13 protein-coding genes are annotated in these 14,737 nt (G+C 64.6%); 5 read left to right on the top strand and 8 right to left on the bottom strand.

Going from position 1 to position 14,737, the window contains the following annotated elements:
- Nucleotides 1–3: 3 nt before the first annotated feature.
- The 5 genes from K6I40_RS22970 to K6I40_RS22950 all read right to left on the bottom strand — a co-directional run bounded on the left by K6I40_RS22970 (nt 4) and on the right by K6I40_RS22950 (nt 6,594).
- Nucleotides 4–162 carry a hypothetical protein gene (locus K6I40_RS22970; RefSeq protein ID WP_222917006.1) on the bottom strand — a complete coding sequence of 53 codons (159 nt, stop codon included), beginning with the start codon at nt 160–162 and terminating at the stop codon, nt 4–6.
- Between the two features lie 270 nt (nt 163–432).
- Nucleotides 433–2,202 (bottom strand): PAS domain-containing protein, encoded by a 1,770-nt coding sequence (locus K6I40_RS22965; protein ID WP_255681840.1) that lies wholly within the window; start codon nt 2,200–2,202, stop codon nt 433–435.
- Nucleotides 2,145–2,558, bottom strand: a complete 414-nt coding sequence (locus K6I40_RS22960) for a PAS domain S-box protein (RefSeq protein WP_222917004.1) — start codon at nt 2,556–2,558, stop codon at nt 2,145–2,147. Before K6I40_RS22960 ends, K6I40_RS22965 begins: the two co-directional genes overlap by 58 nt.
- Nucleotides 2,559–2,649: 91 nt before the next feature.
- Complete coding sequence (folP, locus tag K6I40_RS22955; protein WP_222917002.1) at nt 2,650–5,268, bottom strand: dihydropteroate synthase; 2,619 nt, start codon at nt 5,266–5,268, stop codon at nt 2,650–2,652.
- A 291-nt stretch (nt 5,269–5,559) separates the two neighbouring features.
- Nucleotides 5,560–6,594, bottom strand: a complete 1,035-nt coding sequence (locus K6I40_RS22950) for an endonuclease/exonuclease/phosphatase family protein (RefSeq protein WP_255681839.1) — start codon at nt 6,592–6,594, stop codon at nt 5,560–5,562.
- Between the two features lie 330 nt (nt 6,595–6,924).
- Here K6I40_RS22950 and K6I40_RS22945 point away from each other — a divergent pair, with 330 nt between their 5' ends.
- Both K6I40_RS22945 and K6I40_RS22940 read left to right on the top strand, forming a co-directional pair.
- A complete protein-coding gene (locus K6I40_RS22945) occupies nt 6,925–7,296 on the top strand; it encodes a cupin domain-containing protein (protein WP_222916998.1) in 372 nt (123 codons plus the stop codon).
- 277 nt (nt 7,297–7,573) lie between these two features.
- Nucleotides 7,574–8,407, top strand: a complete 834-nt coding sequence (locus tag K6I40_RS22940; protein ID WP_255681838.1) for a hypothetical protein — start codon at nt 7,574–7,576, stop codon at nt 8,405–8,407.
- A gap of 119 nt (nt 8,408–8,526) precedes the next feature.
- Here the strand turns inward: K6I40_RS22940 and K6I40_RS22935 are convergent, their stop codons facing one another.
- Both K6I40_RS22935 and K6I40_RS22930 read right to left on the bottom strand, forming a co-directional pair.
- Complete coding sequence (locus tag K6I40_RS22935; protein WP_222916988.1) at nt 8,527–8,769, bottom strand: hypothetical protein; 243 nt, start codon at nt 8,767–8,769, stop codon at nt 8,527–8,529.
- Between the two features lie 197 nt (nt 8,770–8,966).
- Nucleotides 8,967–9,749, bottom strand: coding sequence for an ABC transporter ATP-binding protein (locus tag K6I40_RS22930; RefSeq protein ID WP_222916986.1), 783 nt, complete (start codon nt 9,747–9,749; stop codon nt 8,967–8,969).
- A 165-nt stretch (nt 9,750–9,914) separates the two neighbouring features.
- On the opposite strand from K6I40_RS22930, the gene K6I40_RS22925 reads away from it, so the two are divergent.
- Complete coding sequence (locus K6I40_RS22925; RefSeq protein WP_222916984.1) at nt 9,915–11,573, top strand: hypothetical protein; 1,659 nt, start codon at nt 9,915–9,917, stop codon at nt 11,571–11,573.
- Nucleotides 11,574–11,606: 33 nt separating this feature from the next.
- Here the strand turns inward: K6I40_RS22925 and K6I40_RS22920 are convergent, their stop codons facing one another.
- The gene (locus K6I40_RS22920; RefSeq protein ID WP_222916982.1) at nt 11,607–12,761 is read right to left on the bottom strand and encodes a hypothetical protein; all 1,155 of its coding nucleotides are present in this window, start codon (nt 12,759–12,761) and stop codon (nt 11,607–11,609) included.
- 365 nt (nt 12,762–13,126) lie between these two features.
- Here K6I40_RS22920 and K6I40_RS22915 point away from each other — a divergent pair, with 365 nt between their 5' ends.
- Both K6I40_RS22915 and K6I40_RS22910 read left to right on the top strand, forming a co-directional pair.
- Nucleotides 13,127–13,924 (top strand): alpha/beta fold hydrolase, encoded by a 798-nt coding sequence (locus K6I40_RS22915; protein ID WP_222916980.1) that lies wholly within the window; start codon nt 13,127–13,129, stop codon nt 13,922–13,924.
- A gap of 106 nt (nt 13,925–14,030) precedes the next feature.
- On the top strand, nt 14,031–14,618 hold the full coding sequence (locus K6I40_RS22910) for a GNAT family N-acetyltransferase (RefSeq protein ID WP_222916978.1): 588 nt from the start codon (nt 14,031–14,033) through the stop codon (nt 14,616–14,618).
- Nucleotides 14,619–14,737: the final 119 nt, after the last annotated feature.

The raw sequence follows: 14,737 nt of genomic DNA, 5'->3' as shown, positions 1-14,737 counted from the left end.
GGGTCAGTAGGCCCTCGCGAATTCGGGATAAGTGAGGAGAACGACTCCCACAAAGAGCAGCATGAGTGGATCGTACGGGACCGCGAGCGGGCCGTCGACCAGTGTCGAGGCACCGACGAGCGAGAGCGGGATCCCGGCGACGTCGTCAACCGGCGTTCCCACGCCGGCACTATAGTAGCCACTGAAACGATTTACACGCTGATCGCACAGCTGTCATGCGATCAGGTGTGCAGTGACTTTCAGTGGCGACTATAGCTCTCGATGCGGCGTTTCGGGATTTCGAAGAAGCTTCCAATGGCTCGGCAGACGAAACCGACGACGATCAGCGACGCGAGACTGTTCACGAGTCCGTTAGAGAGGGGCATACCGGCATCGAGCGGCGCGACACCAAGAAATGGAAGGAATGTATGATGACGCCGTCGCCGACCGAAATCACGACTCTCGATCGCTCGCGGCGGGGAGCGTAAACGAGAAGATCGTTCCCTCGCCGGAGTCGGAATCGACCCAGATGTCGCCGCCGTGGCGCTCGACGATCCGCTCGCACAGCGCGAGGCCGATTCCAGTCCCCGCGCCGGTGTGTTCCTCGCGGGTGTGAAGTCGCTGGAACACCTCGAAGATGCGCTCTCGGTCGTCGGGATCGATCCCGATCCCCTCGTCGCTGACCGAAAGCAGCCACTCCGCGCCGTCGCGCTCAGCACTGATACGAACTCGCGGCGGCTCGTCCCCGCTGTACTCGATCGCGTTCGACAGCAGGTTCTGGAACACCTGTCGGAGCTGGTTGGCGTCGCCCTCGACAACGGGCAACGGCTCGCTCGCGATCTCGGCGTCGGTCTCCTCGATCCGGATCTGGAGGTCGGTGAGCACGTCATCCAGCACGTCGTCCAGATCGGTCGGCTCCAGTGGATCGCCCCGGGTCTCGATTCGCGAGTACTCGAGCAATCCATCGATCATCTCGCGCATCCGCTGGGCCCCGTCGACGGCGAATTCGAGGAACTCCTCGCCGTCCTCGTCGAAGACGTCGCCGTACCGCTGCTCGAGGAGTTGGAGATAGCTCGTGACCATCCGCAGCGGCTCCTGTAAGTCGTGGGAGACGGCGTAGGCGAACTGCTCTAAGCGCTCGTTAGACTCCTCGAGCTTTCGCTGGTACTCCCGGCGTTCCGTGATGTCCTGAACCATGACCATGCCGGCAAAGGTGTCGCCGTCGTCGTCCGCGACCGGCAGCGTGTACGCGACCAAGTGGCGGCCGTGGAGCTCGATCTCGAACGAGTTGGATTCGCCGTCGAGAGCGGCTTTAAAGTTCGGCTCGAACTGGGCGGCCAGCGGTTCCGGATACCGCTCCCAGAGGGTCTTGCCGACGATCTCTTCAGCCGAGGTACCGACATCGTCTAGGATCGCCCCGCCGGCAGCCGTATATCTGAGATCCTCGTCGAACAGCCCTACTGCACCGTTCGGGAAATTCTCCACGATCGTTCGATAGCGCTGCTCGGACTCCGCGAGTTGGCGCTGGGCGGTCCTGCGCTCGGTGACGTCGCTCAGCGTGATAACGCCGCGGACCACCTCGCCGGTCTCATCACGGATCGGCATGCCCTCTGCCTCGATAATCCGGCGTTCACCGTCGAAGGCGTCGATCTCGAGGATGTCGGGTTCGGTCACCTCCTCGCCGCGAAGCACCCGGGCCAGCGTCATCTCCTCGGGTTCGACTTGCTCGTCCGAATCGGCCCATCGCACCGAATACTGTCCGTACTCCTCGACGGAGTTGGCGTCGAACACATCGCCGCCCCAGACCGCATGTGCGGTGTCGTTGGCCGCGACGATCGCACCGTCGGCCTCCGCGACGACGACGCCGACCGGGAGCACCGCGAACAGGGTCTCGAGTTGCTCCTTGTTGCGCTCGAGTTCGCGCTCGCGCTCCATGCGTTCGGAGATATCGCGGTCCGAGACGATGATCGATACCACCTCGCCGTCGTCGTTCGTGACCGGCCGGAAGTAGCCGCTGAGGGTGTACCGCTGACCGTCCGGACCGGTAAGGTCCGTCTCGAGGTCCACGTACTCGCCGGCGGCCGCTCGCTCGGTCCACTCCTCGACCACGTCTCGGACGCCGTCACTCTCGCCCCACCACGGCGTCTCCCAGAACGGCTCGCCCGTCACCGCCTCGAGGTCGCCGTCGATGTACTCCATCGCCGTTCCGTTGATATCGAGCACCGTCCCGTCCGGCTCAGCTCACAGGGGATCGTCTCCCCGTCAGCAGTCCGGACCGTCAATTCGAACGTTTGCTGCTGTCGGTCATCCGTCGAGAGCTGAGTTGAGATCTCCCCTTCGATTCGCTGGCAATCGCCTTCGTCGAGGACTAGCGAGATATGCTCGCCGAGGTGTTCGTCGCTCGTATAGCCCGTTAGCTCGAGAATCCGATCGTTGACTGCGACGAACTGTCCGTCGGGATCAAGCTGGTAGATGCCGTCGTCGACGATATCCACGAGCGTTCGATAGCGCTGGAGCGCCTCGGAATCGTCTACGTCCTCCCAAAAGTCCGTCCCCGAGATCCCCGCTCGTTCGCTCATATGATCGGACGTGGCCGTCAAGCAGTATAAGTCCCGCCCTGGAACGGACGATCAGCGGTTTCGAAGGCGTCTCGGCCGAGAAACGCGGGGATTACGATTCCCAGTCAAACTGCTCCGGATTGCGCGCGGCGAGCGCCGTCCGAACCGCGGCGACGTTCTCGGGAACGTCGTGGACGCGGACGAGGTCGGCCCCTCGATCGGCCGCGAGTGCGCTGGCCGCGACGGTCGCCTCGAGTCGCTCGCCGGCTTCACGGCCGACCGTCGCGAACATGGACTTGTGGGAGTGGCCGAACAGCACCGGACAGCCGAGTGCGTGGAACTCGTCGATCCGATCGAGGAGTTCGAAGTTCTCGGCGGCGGATTTTCCGAAGCCGATGCCGGGATCGACGATGATCTGATTCCGGTCGAGGCCAGCCTTTTCGGCTAAGAGGATGCGTTCGGAGAGTTGGTCGATCACGTCCGCGACGACGTCGTCGTACTCGATGTCGCGGTCCGGGACGACCGGCGCGTCGATGCTGTGCATCACGACCAGCCCCGCATCGTGCTCGGCGGCGACGAAGCGCATCTCCGGGTCCTCGAGCCCCGAAACGTCGTTGATGATATCGGCACCGGCCTCGAGCGCGGCGTCAGCGACGGCGGCTCTACGGGTGTCGACCGAAATCAGGGCATCGAGGTCGGCGATCCGTTCGATCACAGGGACGACCCGCTCGAGTTCCTCCTCGATCGAGACGGGAGCCGCGCCCGGCCGGGTCGATTCCCCGCCGATGTCGATCACGTCGGCGTCGGCCGCGATCATCGCCTCGGCGCGGGCCACGGCATCCCCGAGGGCGTCGTACTCGCCGCCGTCGTGGAAGCTGTCTGGCGTGACGTTCAGAATTCCCATGACGGCTGTCCGATCCGTCCAGGGGTAGTCCGGGCCGCTCGAGCCGTCAGCCGTCCGGATGGGAGCGTGGGGCCGACCGGCCGGCTGGATCGAGTCCGTCACGTCGCCGTCGGTTCCGCTGTTGGCTTCTGTATCGTCCGCGACGCTGACGCCGGCCTCGGCGTCGAGTTCGAGCGTGTCCCGCAGTTCTTGGGTGACATCGGTCAATCCGTGGGGTCGCGAGCGACTCTCGAGGGCCTCGACGAGCGCCTCGAACTGGGTGAGTGTCCCCATCAACACGGCGTCGACGGCCTCGTCGTTCCGTTCGAGGCCCGAAAGCGCGCATTCCCCGCCCAGCCGCAGCAGTTCCTCCTTGAGGACCGTTGCCTGTCGGTCCCGCAGCGCCGTCCTGACGACCCGGTGGACGGCGTCGCCGTCCAGCCGTTCCACGTCACCCGCAGCAACGTTCGCCGCCGCGAGCGCGTCGCGGGCGTCAGAGCGGTCGCGGACCCGTTTGGAGACATCGGTTCGAGTCCATCTCGAGCGGGCCTCCGCGACCGCGAACAGCGACCCGGTGACGAGCACGCAGTCGTCGCTCTCGGCGTCGGCGAGGGCGGTCGCGAGGGCGTCCGGGACCGCGGTCTCGGTACGGACGGTGCCGACGCCGGCGTCGACGAAGACATCGGCGAGGACCGCCCGATCTTCAGCCCGATCGAGCGTCGGTTCGGTCGTGACGACGGTGTCCGGCGTCGGCAGCGCGGCGGCCATTTCGCGGTGGTCCTTGTCATGCATCGCGCCGAAGACGAGGTAGAGGTCGTCGTAGTCGTAGGTCTCGAGCGTCTCGGCGAGCCCCTCGCAGGCACCCGGATTGTGCGCGCCGTCGAGGACGGTCAACGGTTCGGTATCGAGCACCTCGAATCGGCCCGGCCAATGCGCGCTCCGTAGCCCGCGTGAGAGGTTCGTCTCCGAGACGTTGCCGACCTGTCCGGCGAGGGCGGCAGCGATGCCGGCGTTTGCGGCCTGATGCTCGCCCAGCAGCGGGATCCGCGTCTCGAGGTCCCACGCCTCAGCGTCGATCGAGACAGCGGCTTCGGTGTGGTTCGTCCGCCCGCCGTAGGCGACCTGAACGTCCGGACTCGAAGCAGTCTCATCCCTGTCGCCACCGTCGTCAACCCCACTATCAGTGGCGTCCGCTGCCGGTCCGACCGTGACGACATCGCCGGCAACGTCGCGGATCGCCTCGAGCGGGCTTCCGGTGACGCCCGTGACCAGCGGCGCGTCGGCTGGGGCGACGTGGGCCTTGTCGCGGGCAATCTCTTCGACGGTGTCGCCGAGAATTCCCGTGTGCTCGAGGGTCACGCTTGTGACCGCGCTGGCAACCGGATCGACGACACTCGTGGCGTCGTACTTGCCACCGATACCGACCTCGAGGACGGCGATATCGACGTCCTCGCGGCCGAATTGCCAGATTGCCATCGCGGTCATCGTCTCGAAGAAGGTCGGGGACTCGCTATCGGCTCCGCGCTCGGTGATGTACTCGCGAACGGCGTCGACGTAGTCACAGACCGCCGCCTGCGACATCTTCCGGCCGTCGACGCGGACGCGCTCGCGGAGGTCCTCGAGGTGTGGCGAGGTGTAGAGGCCGACGGAGTAGCCCGCCTCGCGCAGTGTCCGCTCGAGCATTCGGGCCGTGCTCCCCTTCCCGTTGGAGCCGGCGATCTGGACGAAGTCGACGGTTTCGTGTGGGTTCTCGAGGTAGGCTAGCAGCCGGGCCGTCGACTCCGTGCCCGGCTTCGGGCGGAACCGCCGCAGATCGAAGAGGAAGTCCGCCGCCTCGTGATACTCCATATCCGAACCACAGAGTCTGGCCGCTTTAGGGTGTCGGACTCCGCTCTCGGGCCGTGTCTCGAGTGGGCCACGGGACCGGTCGACGGCCATCCCTCGTCCGTCTGGATCTTCTTCGCGGACGAGTCCTCTCGTCACCGTCGACGGGTTTCGACCGGGTCGCCCGGACGCGGGTCGAACGCCCGGTCCAGCGGCTGCGCGAGGAGACAGATGACGGCTGAGTTCGGCGTTGTGCTCGGCGCTCGTCAGACCGCGGGTGTCGAAAAATACGGCGACCACCGATCGACCTGCGTCTCACGTGCTCGTCGCCGTCAGCGACAGTTCCAGACCAACGTGATCGGTCAGGTAGTTCGGGACCTCGCCATCGTCGTCGGCATAGAACTGGGTCGGCGGCGCGAGTTCTCGCCAGAACACGCGGCGCTCGATCGTTTCGACGCTCAGTTCCATCGTGTGGTCGGACGCGGGTTCCTCGAGGAAGACGTAGTCGATTCGCTCGCCCGCGTCGTCGCTGGGGCAGTACGCCGGCGGTGCATCGGTCGGATCGAAGGCGCAACCGTCAACGATCGCGTCGTCATTCGTTCCGCCCGGCCCGCTCCCGTGGTCGATCCACGTGTCGGACAGCCCGGCGGTCGACGTGAACCTCTCGAGGGCGTCGGCCGCTTCGCCGTCCGGCGCGATGTTGAAATCACCTGCGACAAGGGTCACATTCTCCGGACTGGACTGCTCGGCGACGAACTCGCCCAGTTCGTCGAGTTGCTGGCTCCGCAGCGCCGGGATATCCTCGTCGCCACCATCGGCCCACGGGAGAGGTGATCCAGTCACCAGATGCGTCGTGAACAGGTCTACCTTCCCGGGTCCGAGGTCCAGTTCGACGTACTGTGCCCCTTTCCCGACATGTGCATCGACGTAGGTCAGATGATCGTCCGGTTCCGCGCCGTACTCGACCGTCGCCTGATCGGTCACGGAAACGCCCGAGACCAGATCCAGCAGTCCCGAGCCCTTCTCGCCGCCGTCCGGTCCGGGGCCCGAAATCGCCGTTCCGGTCCCGGCAGCATCGACGTACTCGGTTTCGATCGTCTCCTGTTCGTCATTGAAGATTTCACAGAGCCCGACGACATCGTAGCCCTCCGCACCCAGCCGCTGGCCGAGTTCGACCGTCCGCTCCTGATACTGCGGTTTCGCCGCGACGTCGAGCGATGAACCCATGACGCCCTCGATGCCGTCGACGAGCCACGAGTTCACCCAGAGGAACCGATACGACTCGTATACCGCCCGGACGGAACCCGTGGCGCCTGCCGCGCCAAGTACGATGCCGCCGAGTCCTGCCACACCAGATTTCAGCGCTGTTCGCCGTCGAATTGTGGAAGGATTCGTGTCGTTAGTCATGCCTCCGGCTCCGATTACCGATCGAAACGCCATAATTCTTGTTAGGGAATTGAATGTTTATGTAACGAGTAGTATGTAGAAATATATTCGCGTCTCGTGCGACGAGAGCCACGAAATCGTTCGAGTGCACAGAGGCTCACTCCAGGGGAAGGGTTGCAACCGGCATGATCGAAGCCGTCCGCTCGAGTGCGGGCCAACGACGCTAACACGTTCGGGAGAAGAGCGATCGGTCCGGCCCGGCCACGTGAGAGAGACTGCCGGAGGAGATCACTGATGCCAGCAACCGATTTCGACACCGAACGGACGTACGACGAGGATCGATTCAGCACGCGACCCGTGTTCCAGAGCGACCGGATGAAGGTCGTACTCAGCTACTTCGAGCCGGGACAGTTCATCCCGGTCCACGCACCCGGCAGTGACGTCGCAATCTGCGTCCGCTCCGGAACCGGTGTCGTCCGGGAGGGAGAGACCGAACACGTCGTCGGGACCGACGACGTGATTGTCGTCGAGGCCGATGTCGACCGGGGAATACGGGCCGACGATGACGGACGGCTTGAAGCCCTGCTCACGACCAGTCCGCCGCCGACCGACGCCGAGCACGCGCCCGTTCAGGAAGGGCTCCGGCACGGTGTCTTCGATCCCTGACTCGAGCCCTGTTCGTACTGTGTTCGCCGCCACCGATCCGTTCTCGAGTCCCCGATAGATACTGCTCTGTTACGTTCACAAGCTATCACAGAGTGCTATATGCTGTTGGGAGTGTGACATCTCATCGATAGCAGAAGGGCAGCTATCATACGCTATGGTCGACTCAAATCAAAGCCGACTCCCGGGCGGTCGACGGACCGGTAATCGAAGGACGTTCCTCCGCGCCGTGACGTGCGTCGGAACGACGCTCACAGCGACCGGCACCGTCACCGGGCGCATGATTGATCGAGAATTCCCACCGCGAAAGCGCACGGAATGGAGCGAGCCAATAACGCTCGGAAACGGCGAGCTGCGGACGTTTACCACGGTCACGCCGTCGGGCGACCCGGCGTCCCACGGCGTCTTGCTCGATCGCGATGCGCTCACCGACCTCCCGTCAGCTGCAGAGTTGCGAACCCGGGCGGAACGCGGCGATCCTGGCGACAAATACGGACCGAACGGCGCGGCCGTCGAAATCCATCACGCGTGGTCACAGGAGTTCTTCGTTCCATTTCCCGAAACGGCGGCGACGCCGTTTACCTTCCTTGGCCTGACCTGGAACCCGGAGGGGCATCCGCCGGCTGGAACCTACGACGTTCCGCACATCGACGTCCACTTCCATATGCTCGAGGCGGCCACGATAGATGCCATTGCAGGGCTGGACGCAGCGTCGTACACCATCCCGGAACCGCGGCTCCCCGAGGGATATGTCCGCGTTCCCGAACCGAGTCTCGACGGTGACTTCGCGGTCGTGACGGACATGGGTGAGCATCTGATCGACCCCGAACCACCGGAGATTGCCGGCGGCGAGTTCACGACCACGCTCATCTGGGGTGCATACGATACGACCGGCGATGGGCGTGGCGAACTCACGTTCGTCGAACCGATGATAGCGAAGCGACACCTCGAGGCCGTGACCGGCACCGATCGGTACGAGATTCCCCAGCCGACGATGTATCCGGCGGCCGGTGAGTATCCGACGGTCTACGGCGTCCGCGATGTCCCCGGCGACGATGCGATCGCGATCACTATCGAAGCGTTCAGTCCCGCTCGTCGGACTGAGAGTCACTGATGCGCCAGCCGTTTGGCGTCGCTCCGAGACGGGGCTACGCAGAGACTAGACTGGTATCGAGACGAATTCGATATCGTTCCGACTGTGGCACAAGCGTTGAGCGCCGCTACCGGGCGAAATCACGTTCCGTGAGGTCTCGTCGGGGGCCGGAAGAACAGGCCGTCGAGCAAGGCGATGATGGCGATGACGACACCGCCGAGAAGCGTCGCCTCACTGGAGAGATCGAGGATGCGGCCGACGAATCCAGCGACCGCGAAGGCCGTCGGGATCAGTCCGAGCAAGAGATCGTATCGGTCAATCGTCGAAGCGTACTCGGCGAGTCGAGCAACCGGCTCGATTCCAGTGATGTCTCTCCGTCTCATCAATTCTCACCTCCCGATGGGACGTCCGATCCCATCCCACTAAAAACATGTGGAGATTGAGGGGCACATAACGTAGCTACGCACCCATCCACCGATCTCATCCAGTTTCAGCGATCAGGCTGCGATCACCGGTCTCGTCCGCCGACCGTTCCGCCGGTCGAACCGACTCGAGCGCTCCTGGTGACTCGACGGTCGCGTCACTCCGCAGCCTGCTCTTTCGCCAGCCCGTCCTCACCGGGTTCGCGGGTGATCTCGAGGAAGGCATCCTCTAAGCTGCGGGCGTCGCCGGTCTCTGCGCGGGACTTGAGCGTCTCGGGGTCGCCTTCGGCGACGAGTTCGCCGTTATGGAGGACGCCGATCTCGTCGGCCAGTTCGTCGACGACGGGGAGGATATGCGTCGAGAGGAAGATCGTCATCTCCCGGTCGGCGAGTTCGGCGATCGTGTTCCGCATCGTCCGAGCGGCGCGGGGATCGAGCCCGCTCGTCGGTTCGTCGAGGAAGGCGACCGCCGGTTCGTGGAGGACCGCCTGGATGACCCCGACCTTCTGGCGCATCCCCTTCGAGTAGTCCTCGATCCGTTTGTCGGCGTCCTCGAGCAGGTCGAAACGCTCGAGCAACGATTCGATACGCTCGCCGGCCGCGTCCTCGGGCATATCCCGCAGGCCGGCGGCGTACTCGAGTTGTTCGCGACCGGAGAGTTCGTCGTAGATGGGCGGCTCCTCGGGGAGATAGCCGATATGAGGGGTGACGGACTCGCGGTCCGTAATCGGGTAATCAGCGACGCGAGCCGTCCCGTCGGTCGGCTTCGTCAGCGTCGTCAGCATCCGCATCGTGGTCGTCTTCCCCGCGCCGTTGGGGCCAAGGAAGCCGTAGACCGTGCCACGCTCGACGGCCATCGTCAGATTGGAGACGGCGGTCGTCTCGCCGTAGCGTTTCGTCAGACCCTCAGTTTCGATAGCAGCGGCGGCGACGGGGCTCATACGATTCCTTTCTCAGCGGTATAATTAAATGTGTGTCACGTCCCGCAGTAGCGTCGACGCGACCCGAATGACAGAAAACCAAACAATTTACTGGCAGCGTGATGCGATTTCAGGTATGCAACCCGTTCGTTCCCGGTCCCCGCACCCGAACCGAGGTGCTCGCTGATGGCACCTGCGCTCTCCATCGCCAGAACAGAGGTTCGACGAACGATTCGAGCGGTCGCCGACAATCGGACGAAACTGCTCATGATGGCGGTGGTCGTGTTGTTTGCGCTCGGTCCGGTTACGGCCGTCGCACTGCTCATCTTTCCGGCACTCGGCGAGGAGGCCGCCACCGGATCGCTCTCCGCGACCGACGCGGCGACGGTGACCGAGTTCGTCACCGGTGGAACGGCAGTCCTATGGCTATTTCTTGTCGTCATGGCGATTATGCGAACGGTTACGGAAGTCGCCGACGTCGACGAACCGGCGTTTCTCCTGCTCTCGACCACAGTCCGGAACGCCGTCATCGGGGTCGTCGCTGCGGAGATCGCACTCTTTGCGATCTGGCTGGTACCGCCGACGGTACTCTCCGCGACCGCGTTTGCCTACGGTGCGGGAACGGTGCTTCCAGTGATCGTCGCGCCACTGCTGATCGGCCTAGTCCTGTGTACCGCCGTCCCAGTCGGGTTCACCATCGGCGTCTGGATCCGACACCTTGTCACCGTCTACGAGCCGATCGCCCGATATCGAACGCTGTTGTTCGCCGCGTTCTGGGCCGTCTACTTCGGCGCGGTCGCGACCGGCGGATTCAATGCGGTCATGGGAACGCTATTCACCGCGTTACAGGCCAGCCCCCTCGGGTGGCCCGGTCACCTGCTGGTGGTCGGAATCCCCGGTATCGATTCGTCCGCGACCGGAATCGGGGCTGCGATCGGCGGCTCGCTCCTCGTCGTCGGACTCGCGATCGCGGCCGCGATTCCCTCCGCAGAGCGCCACTGGTTCGCGGATCCGGCACGGACCGAAGACGAGGAAGTCGACGAGACGACGTCGTCTGATCGGCTCGCCGGACTCCTCTCGGGGACGCTCTCGCGGCCGGTCCGAACAGTGACGGTGACCGCGATCCGTCGAACGAAACGGGCACCCATTCGACTGGTGTACGTCGGCTACCCGCTGCTGGGCGCGCTCGGGTTCGTCCGGCAGATCATCGAGCTGGGGACGATACCATCGTTCATGGCCGTGTTGTTTTCCCTGTACGTCGTCTGGGCGGCCGGCGTGCTGTTCACGCTCAACCCGCTTGGTGATCTCGGGCCGGCGCTGCCCGCCGTCGTACCGTCGACTCTCACCGGTCAGCAGGCGATTCGGGGCCGAATAATCGCCGGTGTGCTCATCAGCATCCCATTCGCACTCGGTATCTCGCTCGTCACTGGTTTCGTCAGTCCGCTCTCGCTGGAGCAGACCGCAGCGCTCGTCGCCGGAACCGCGGTCGGTGCGGTCGCCACGCCGGCACTGGCAGCCGGGATCGGCTCGGCGTTTCCCCGCTTCGGCAGCGTCAGCGTGACTAACAACCGCGAGGCGGTGATGCCGAGCAAGACCGCCTTCGTCGTTTATACGCTCGCAATCGTGCTCCCGACGGTCGCCGCCGTCGTGCTCTCCCTCGAGGCACCAGACCTGATCGCCGGCCTGATTGCGTCGGCCGCGGCAGTGACGCCGCTTTCCGAGCTCTCGATCTCCGCCCGCACGATTACCGTCGGAGCATGGATCGTCCTGATCGCCGGCCTGATCGCGCCGGTCATCTCCTATCGCTACGCGGTCGAGCGGTTCGACTGGTATACGCTCGAGTGAGTCGATCGAAGTTCGCCGCCGCTCGCGACGATCCTACTGTTCCGGCGTCGGTACCCACTCTCCGTCAACGTAGTTCTCGACCGAGAGTGACTCGGCGGAGAGCGCGTCCACCGAGACGGACGTGGCCGTGATCGTCGTCGAGTTCGAACTGTTTCCGTCACTGGTGTTGGTACTATCGCCGTCCGCAGTACCGGTGTCAGATTCTCCGATCTGACGCTCGAGAATCGTCCCACCGTCGCCGACTGCGACGTCGTATGACGACCCGCTCGCCACGCCGTTCAGTTTCGATTCGAGCGCGGTTTCGTACTGCGTCCACTGGCCCGCGGACTGGCGCTCGTACAGCATGCCGCCGTCACCGGCAGCGATCCCGTCGGCACCGCTACGGTCGATAGCGCGGATAGCCCGTCGCCCGTCGTCGACGACATGGGGCGTCCAGCGAAAGCCGTCGTAGCGGTAGACGATCCCGGACCCGGCGGCGACGTTCACGTCTCGTTCGCCCTGGCTGGCGATATCGAAGAACGCACCGCCCGCGAAATCGATACCGATCTGCTCCCAGGTACTCCCGCCGTCGAACGTCTCGGCGACGAACTGGCTCGTACTGCAGACGTGGCCCGCCTCTCGAGCGTGGAAGTCGATGCCAGGAATCGTCGAGCCGCCGCCGGGTTCGGTCACCTCGTCGTACTGGATCGCGCCGCTGTCCTGCCGGACGCCGACGAGGAGTTCGCCGGATCCGTTGACGAAGTAGAGGCGCTCGTTCTCGCCGGCGGTCCCCTGTACGGCGCAGTCCTCCCACGTGCTCGTCTTTCCGCCCGGCGAAGAGTAGTTCGTCAGCGTCTGCGTCTCGACGTTGTACTCACCGATGACGCCGCTCCCACCGACGAACCAGACCGCTGTCCCGTCGTCGGTGGCGTCGATTCCGGTCAGCCGACGACTCCGCGCCTGCGGACCGTAGCCCACGACCGTCTCCCAGCCGCTCTCCCGTCGGGCGACGACGTTCCCGTCGGCACCGGCCGCGAACGGCCCCGCGGCGGTATCGACGGCATCGTTGAGTGACTTTCCGGTCGGTGATTCGACCTGCTCCCATTCGCTTTCGTTCGATTGTGCGGCCACCGAGCCGAGCGTGAGAACGCTGGCAGCCGTCGATGCAGTTGCGAGTCGAAGGACGTCGCGTCTCGTCTGGTCGGGCATAAATCGCGACCCAGGGTAGCGCTTGAGTCGGTAAAAACCCATACGTCGTTATAGATATTTTTACCGACCGAAAACAGAAGATCTAGCCGCCGTGGTGCACTCTCGAGACTCGATATCGATCACCGGAATAGTCCCGTCGAGACCCGGACGGACGGTGTCCGAAACCGGGACCTCGATATCCGACAGAACGGTCTCTATTCGCGTGGTCATCACCATAGCGGGGTCGTGCCGTGTCTCGGAGGCGAGAATTGAACCGCGTCGGCTGCGGGCGTTCCGCGTCCGTACACGGGAATTGGCCCCGAACGGCGAGGAACGTGTCACTATCGATGCAGAGGCCCTACACCGTCCGAGGTCGTTTACGGAGCATGGAACTGAATCACGTACGCCGGGGGACGGGCGAGCCGTTACTCCTCGTCCACGGACTGGGTGGAAGCTGGCGGACGTGGCGGCCAGTACTCGAATTACTCGCCGCCGAGCGCGAGGTGATCGCCATCGATCTTCCCGGTCACGGTGGAACGCCGCCGTTGTCCGGCGAGACATCCGTCGACACCCTCGCCGACGCCGTCGGTTCGTTTCTGGAGCGGAATGATCTCGAGGGCGTCGACGTGGTCGGGAACTCGATGGGCGGGCGGCTCGTGCTCGAACTGGCGCGCCGGGGCGAGGTCGGCGCGACCGTTGCGCTCGATCCCGGTGGGTTCTGGAAGGGATGGGAGCGGTACTTCTTCTACGCGACCCTCGCCCCGTCGATCCGTCTCGTTCGCCTGCTCCAGCCCGTGATGGGGCGGCTCATGGATAGCGCCGTGGGTCGCACGCTGTTGCTGGCTCAGCTCTCGGCACGCCCCTGGGAGCTGCCCGCCGACGTCGCACTCGAGGAGATGCGGACTTTCGCGGACTCGCCGTCCTTCGACGAACTCCTGCGTCGATTGGCATTCGGACCCGGTCAGGAGGGGACGGACTCCACCCCGGGCCCGGTCGTGATCGGCTGGGGCCGCAAGGATCGGGTCACCCTCCCGCGGCAGGCGAAACGCGCGCTGAAGCGGTTTCCCGACGCACGATTGTACTGGTTCGAAGGGTGCGGTCACTACCCCCACTGGGACGCCCCCGAGGAGGCGACGCAGTTGATTCTCGCGTGTACCGGAGAGACAGCGGTAACGACCCAGTAAGGAACGACGAGCGCGACCGATTCCGACTCGCACGCCGTGCCCGCTCGAGTAGAGGGGGTCCGTCGACCCGACCCTTTATTCGATCGGCGGCGAAATCCGATGACCGATGCCACGACTGTGGCGGCTGACGCGCAATCGGTACGGCCGTGCCGCCTACGACGCACTCGCACAGGCAGGGATCACAGCGACGGTGATGGACGAGTACGTCGCGGCGCTCGACGAGAGCGAGTTCGACGCGCTCGCGCCGGACGGCAAGCGATCATACGCGATCGAAGCCTGTGAGCCAGCACAGGTCGCATCACTCGACGCGCCAGTGGCCGAACTCGGTCCCGACGAGCGCATCGTCGCCGCGCTCGAGGACGGGCGAGCACGAGGATATCTCTTTCTCTCAGTGGATACCGCCCACGAGATCGATCCCCTCGAGCGGACGCTCGCGTTCGACGGTGCCTACATCAGACGCGTCTTCGTCGATCCGGAACACCGAAACCGCGGTATCGCGACGGCGATGGTCGCCGAGGCCTGTCGACGGGCGCGCGAACGGAGCGCACAGCAGGCGACCGCGCTCGTCGCCGTCGATAACGCACCGTCGCGTTTACTGTTCGAACGCCACGGCTTCGAACCGCGTCGCCGTCGGCGCTACGTTAGGGTCGGCCCGTTCTCCCATCGGGCGACTCGAGCGACTCGAGCGATGTAATCGGTGGCCCAGGTCGACCCCGTTCGCTGCGTTCCCAGCTGGTGAGACGATCGGAACGCTCTCGAGCGGTACGTATCTCTCCACATCTATATAGAACGGTAGTAAGTAAATAGTTGTCA

Origin of the sequence: Natrinema sp. SYSU A 869, from assembly GCF_019879105.1 — an archaeon.
Taxonomy (GTDB): Archaea; Halobacteriota; Halobacteria; order Halobacteriales; family Natrialbaceae; genus Natrinema.
The sequence above is the reverse complement of the archived record's forward strand: the minus strand, read 5'-3'. Positions and strand labels throughout refer to the sequence as shown.

Bases quoted from the DNA above. Each gene is read 5' to 3' on its own strand.
- K6I40_RS22960 (WP_222917004.1), bottom strand. From the start codon at position 2,558: ATGAGCGAACGAGCGGGGATCTCGGGGACGGACTTTTGGGAGGACGTA.
- folP (WP_222917002.1), bottom strand. From the start codon at position 5,268: ATGGAGTATCACGAGGCGGCGGACTTCCTCTTCGATCTGCGGCGGTTC.
- K6I40_RS22945 (WP_222916998.1), top strand. From the start codon at position 6,925: ATGCCAGCAACCGATTTCGACACCGAACGGACGTACGACGAGGATCGA.
- K6I40_RS22940 (WP_255681838.1), top strand. From the start codon at position 7,574: ATGATTGATCGAGAATTCCCACCGCGAAAGCGCACGGAATGGAGCGAG.
- K6I40_RS22935 (WP_222916988.1), bottom strand. From the start codon at position 8,769: ATGAGACGGAGAGACATCACTGGAATCGAGCCGGTTGCTCGACTCGCC.
- K6I40_RS22930 (WP_222916986.1), bottom strand. From the start codon at position 9,749: ATGAGCCCCGTCGCCGCCGCTGCTATCGAAACTGAGGGTCTGACGAAA.
- K6I40_RS22925 (WP_222916984.1), top strand. From the start codon at position 9,915: ATGGCACCTGCGCTCTCCATCGCCAGAACAGAGGTTCGACGAACGATT.
- K6I40_RS22920 (WP_222916982.1), bottom strand. From the start codon at position 12,761: ATGCCCGACCAGACGAGACGCGACGTCCTTCGACTCGCAACTGCATCG.
- K6I40_RS22915 (WP_222916980.1), top strand. From the start codon at position 13,127: ATGGAACTGAATCACGTACGCCGGGGGACGGGCGAGCCGTTACTCCTC.
- K6I40_RS22910 (WP_222916978.1), top strand. From the start codon at position 14,031: ATGCCACGACTGTGGCGGCTGACGCGCAATCGGTACGGCCGTGCCGCC.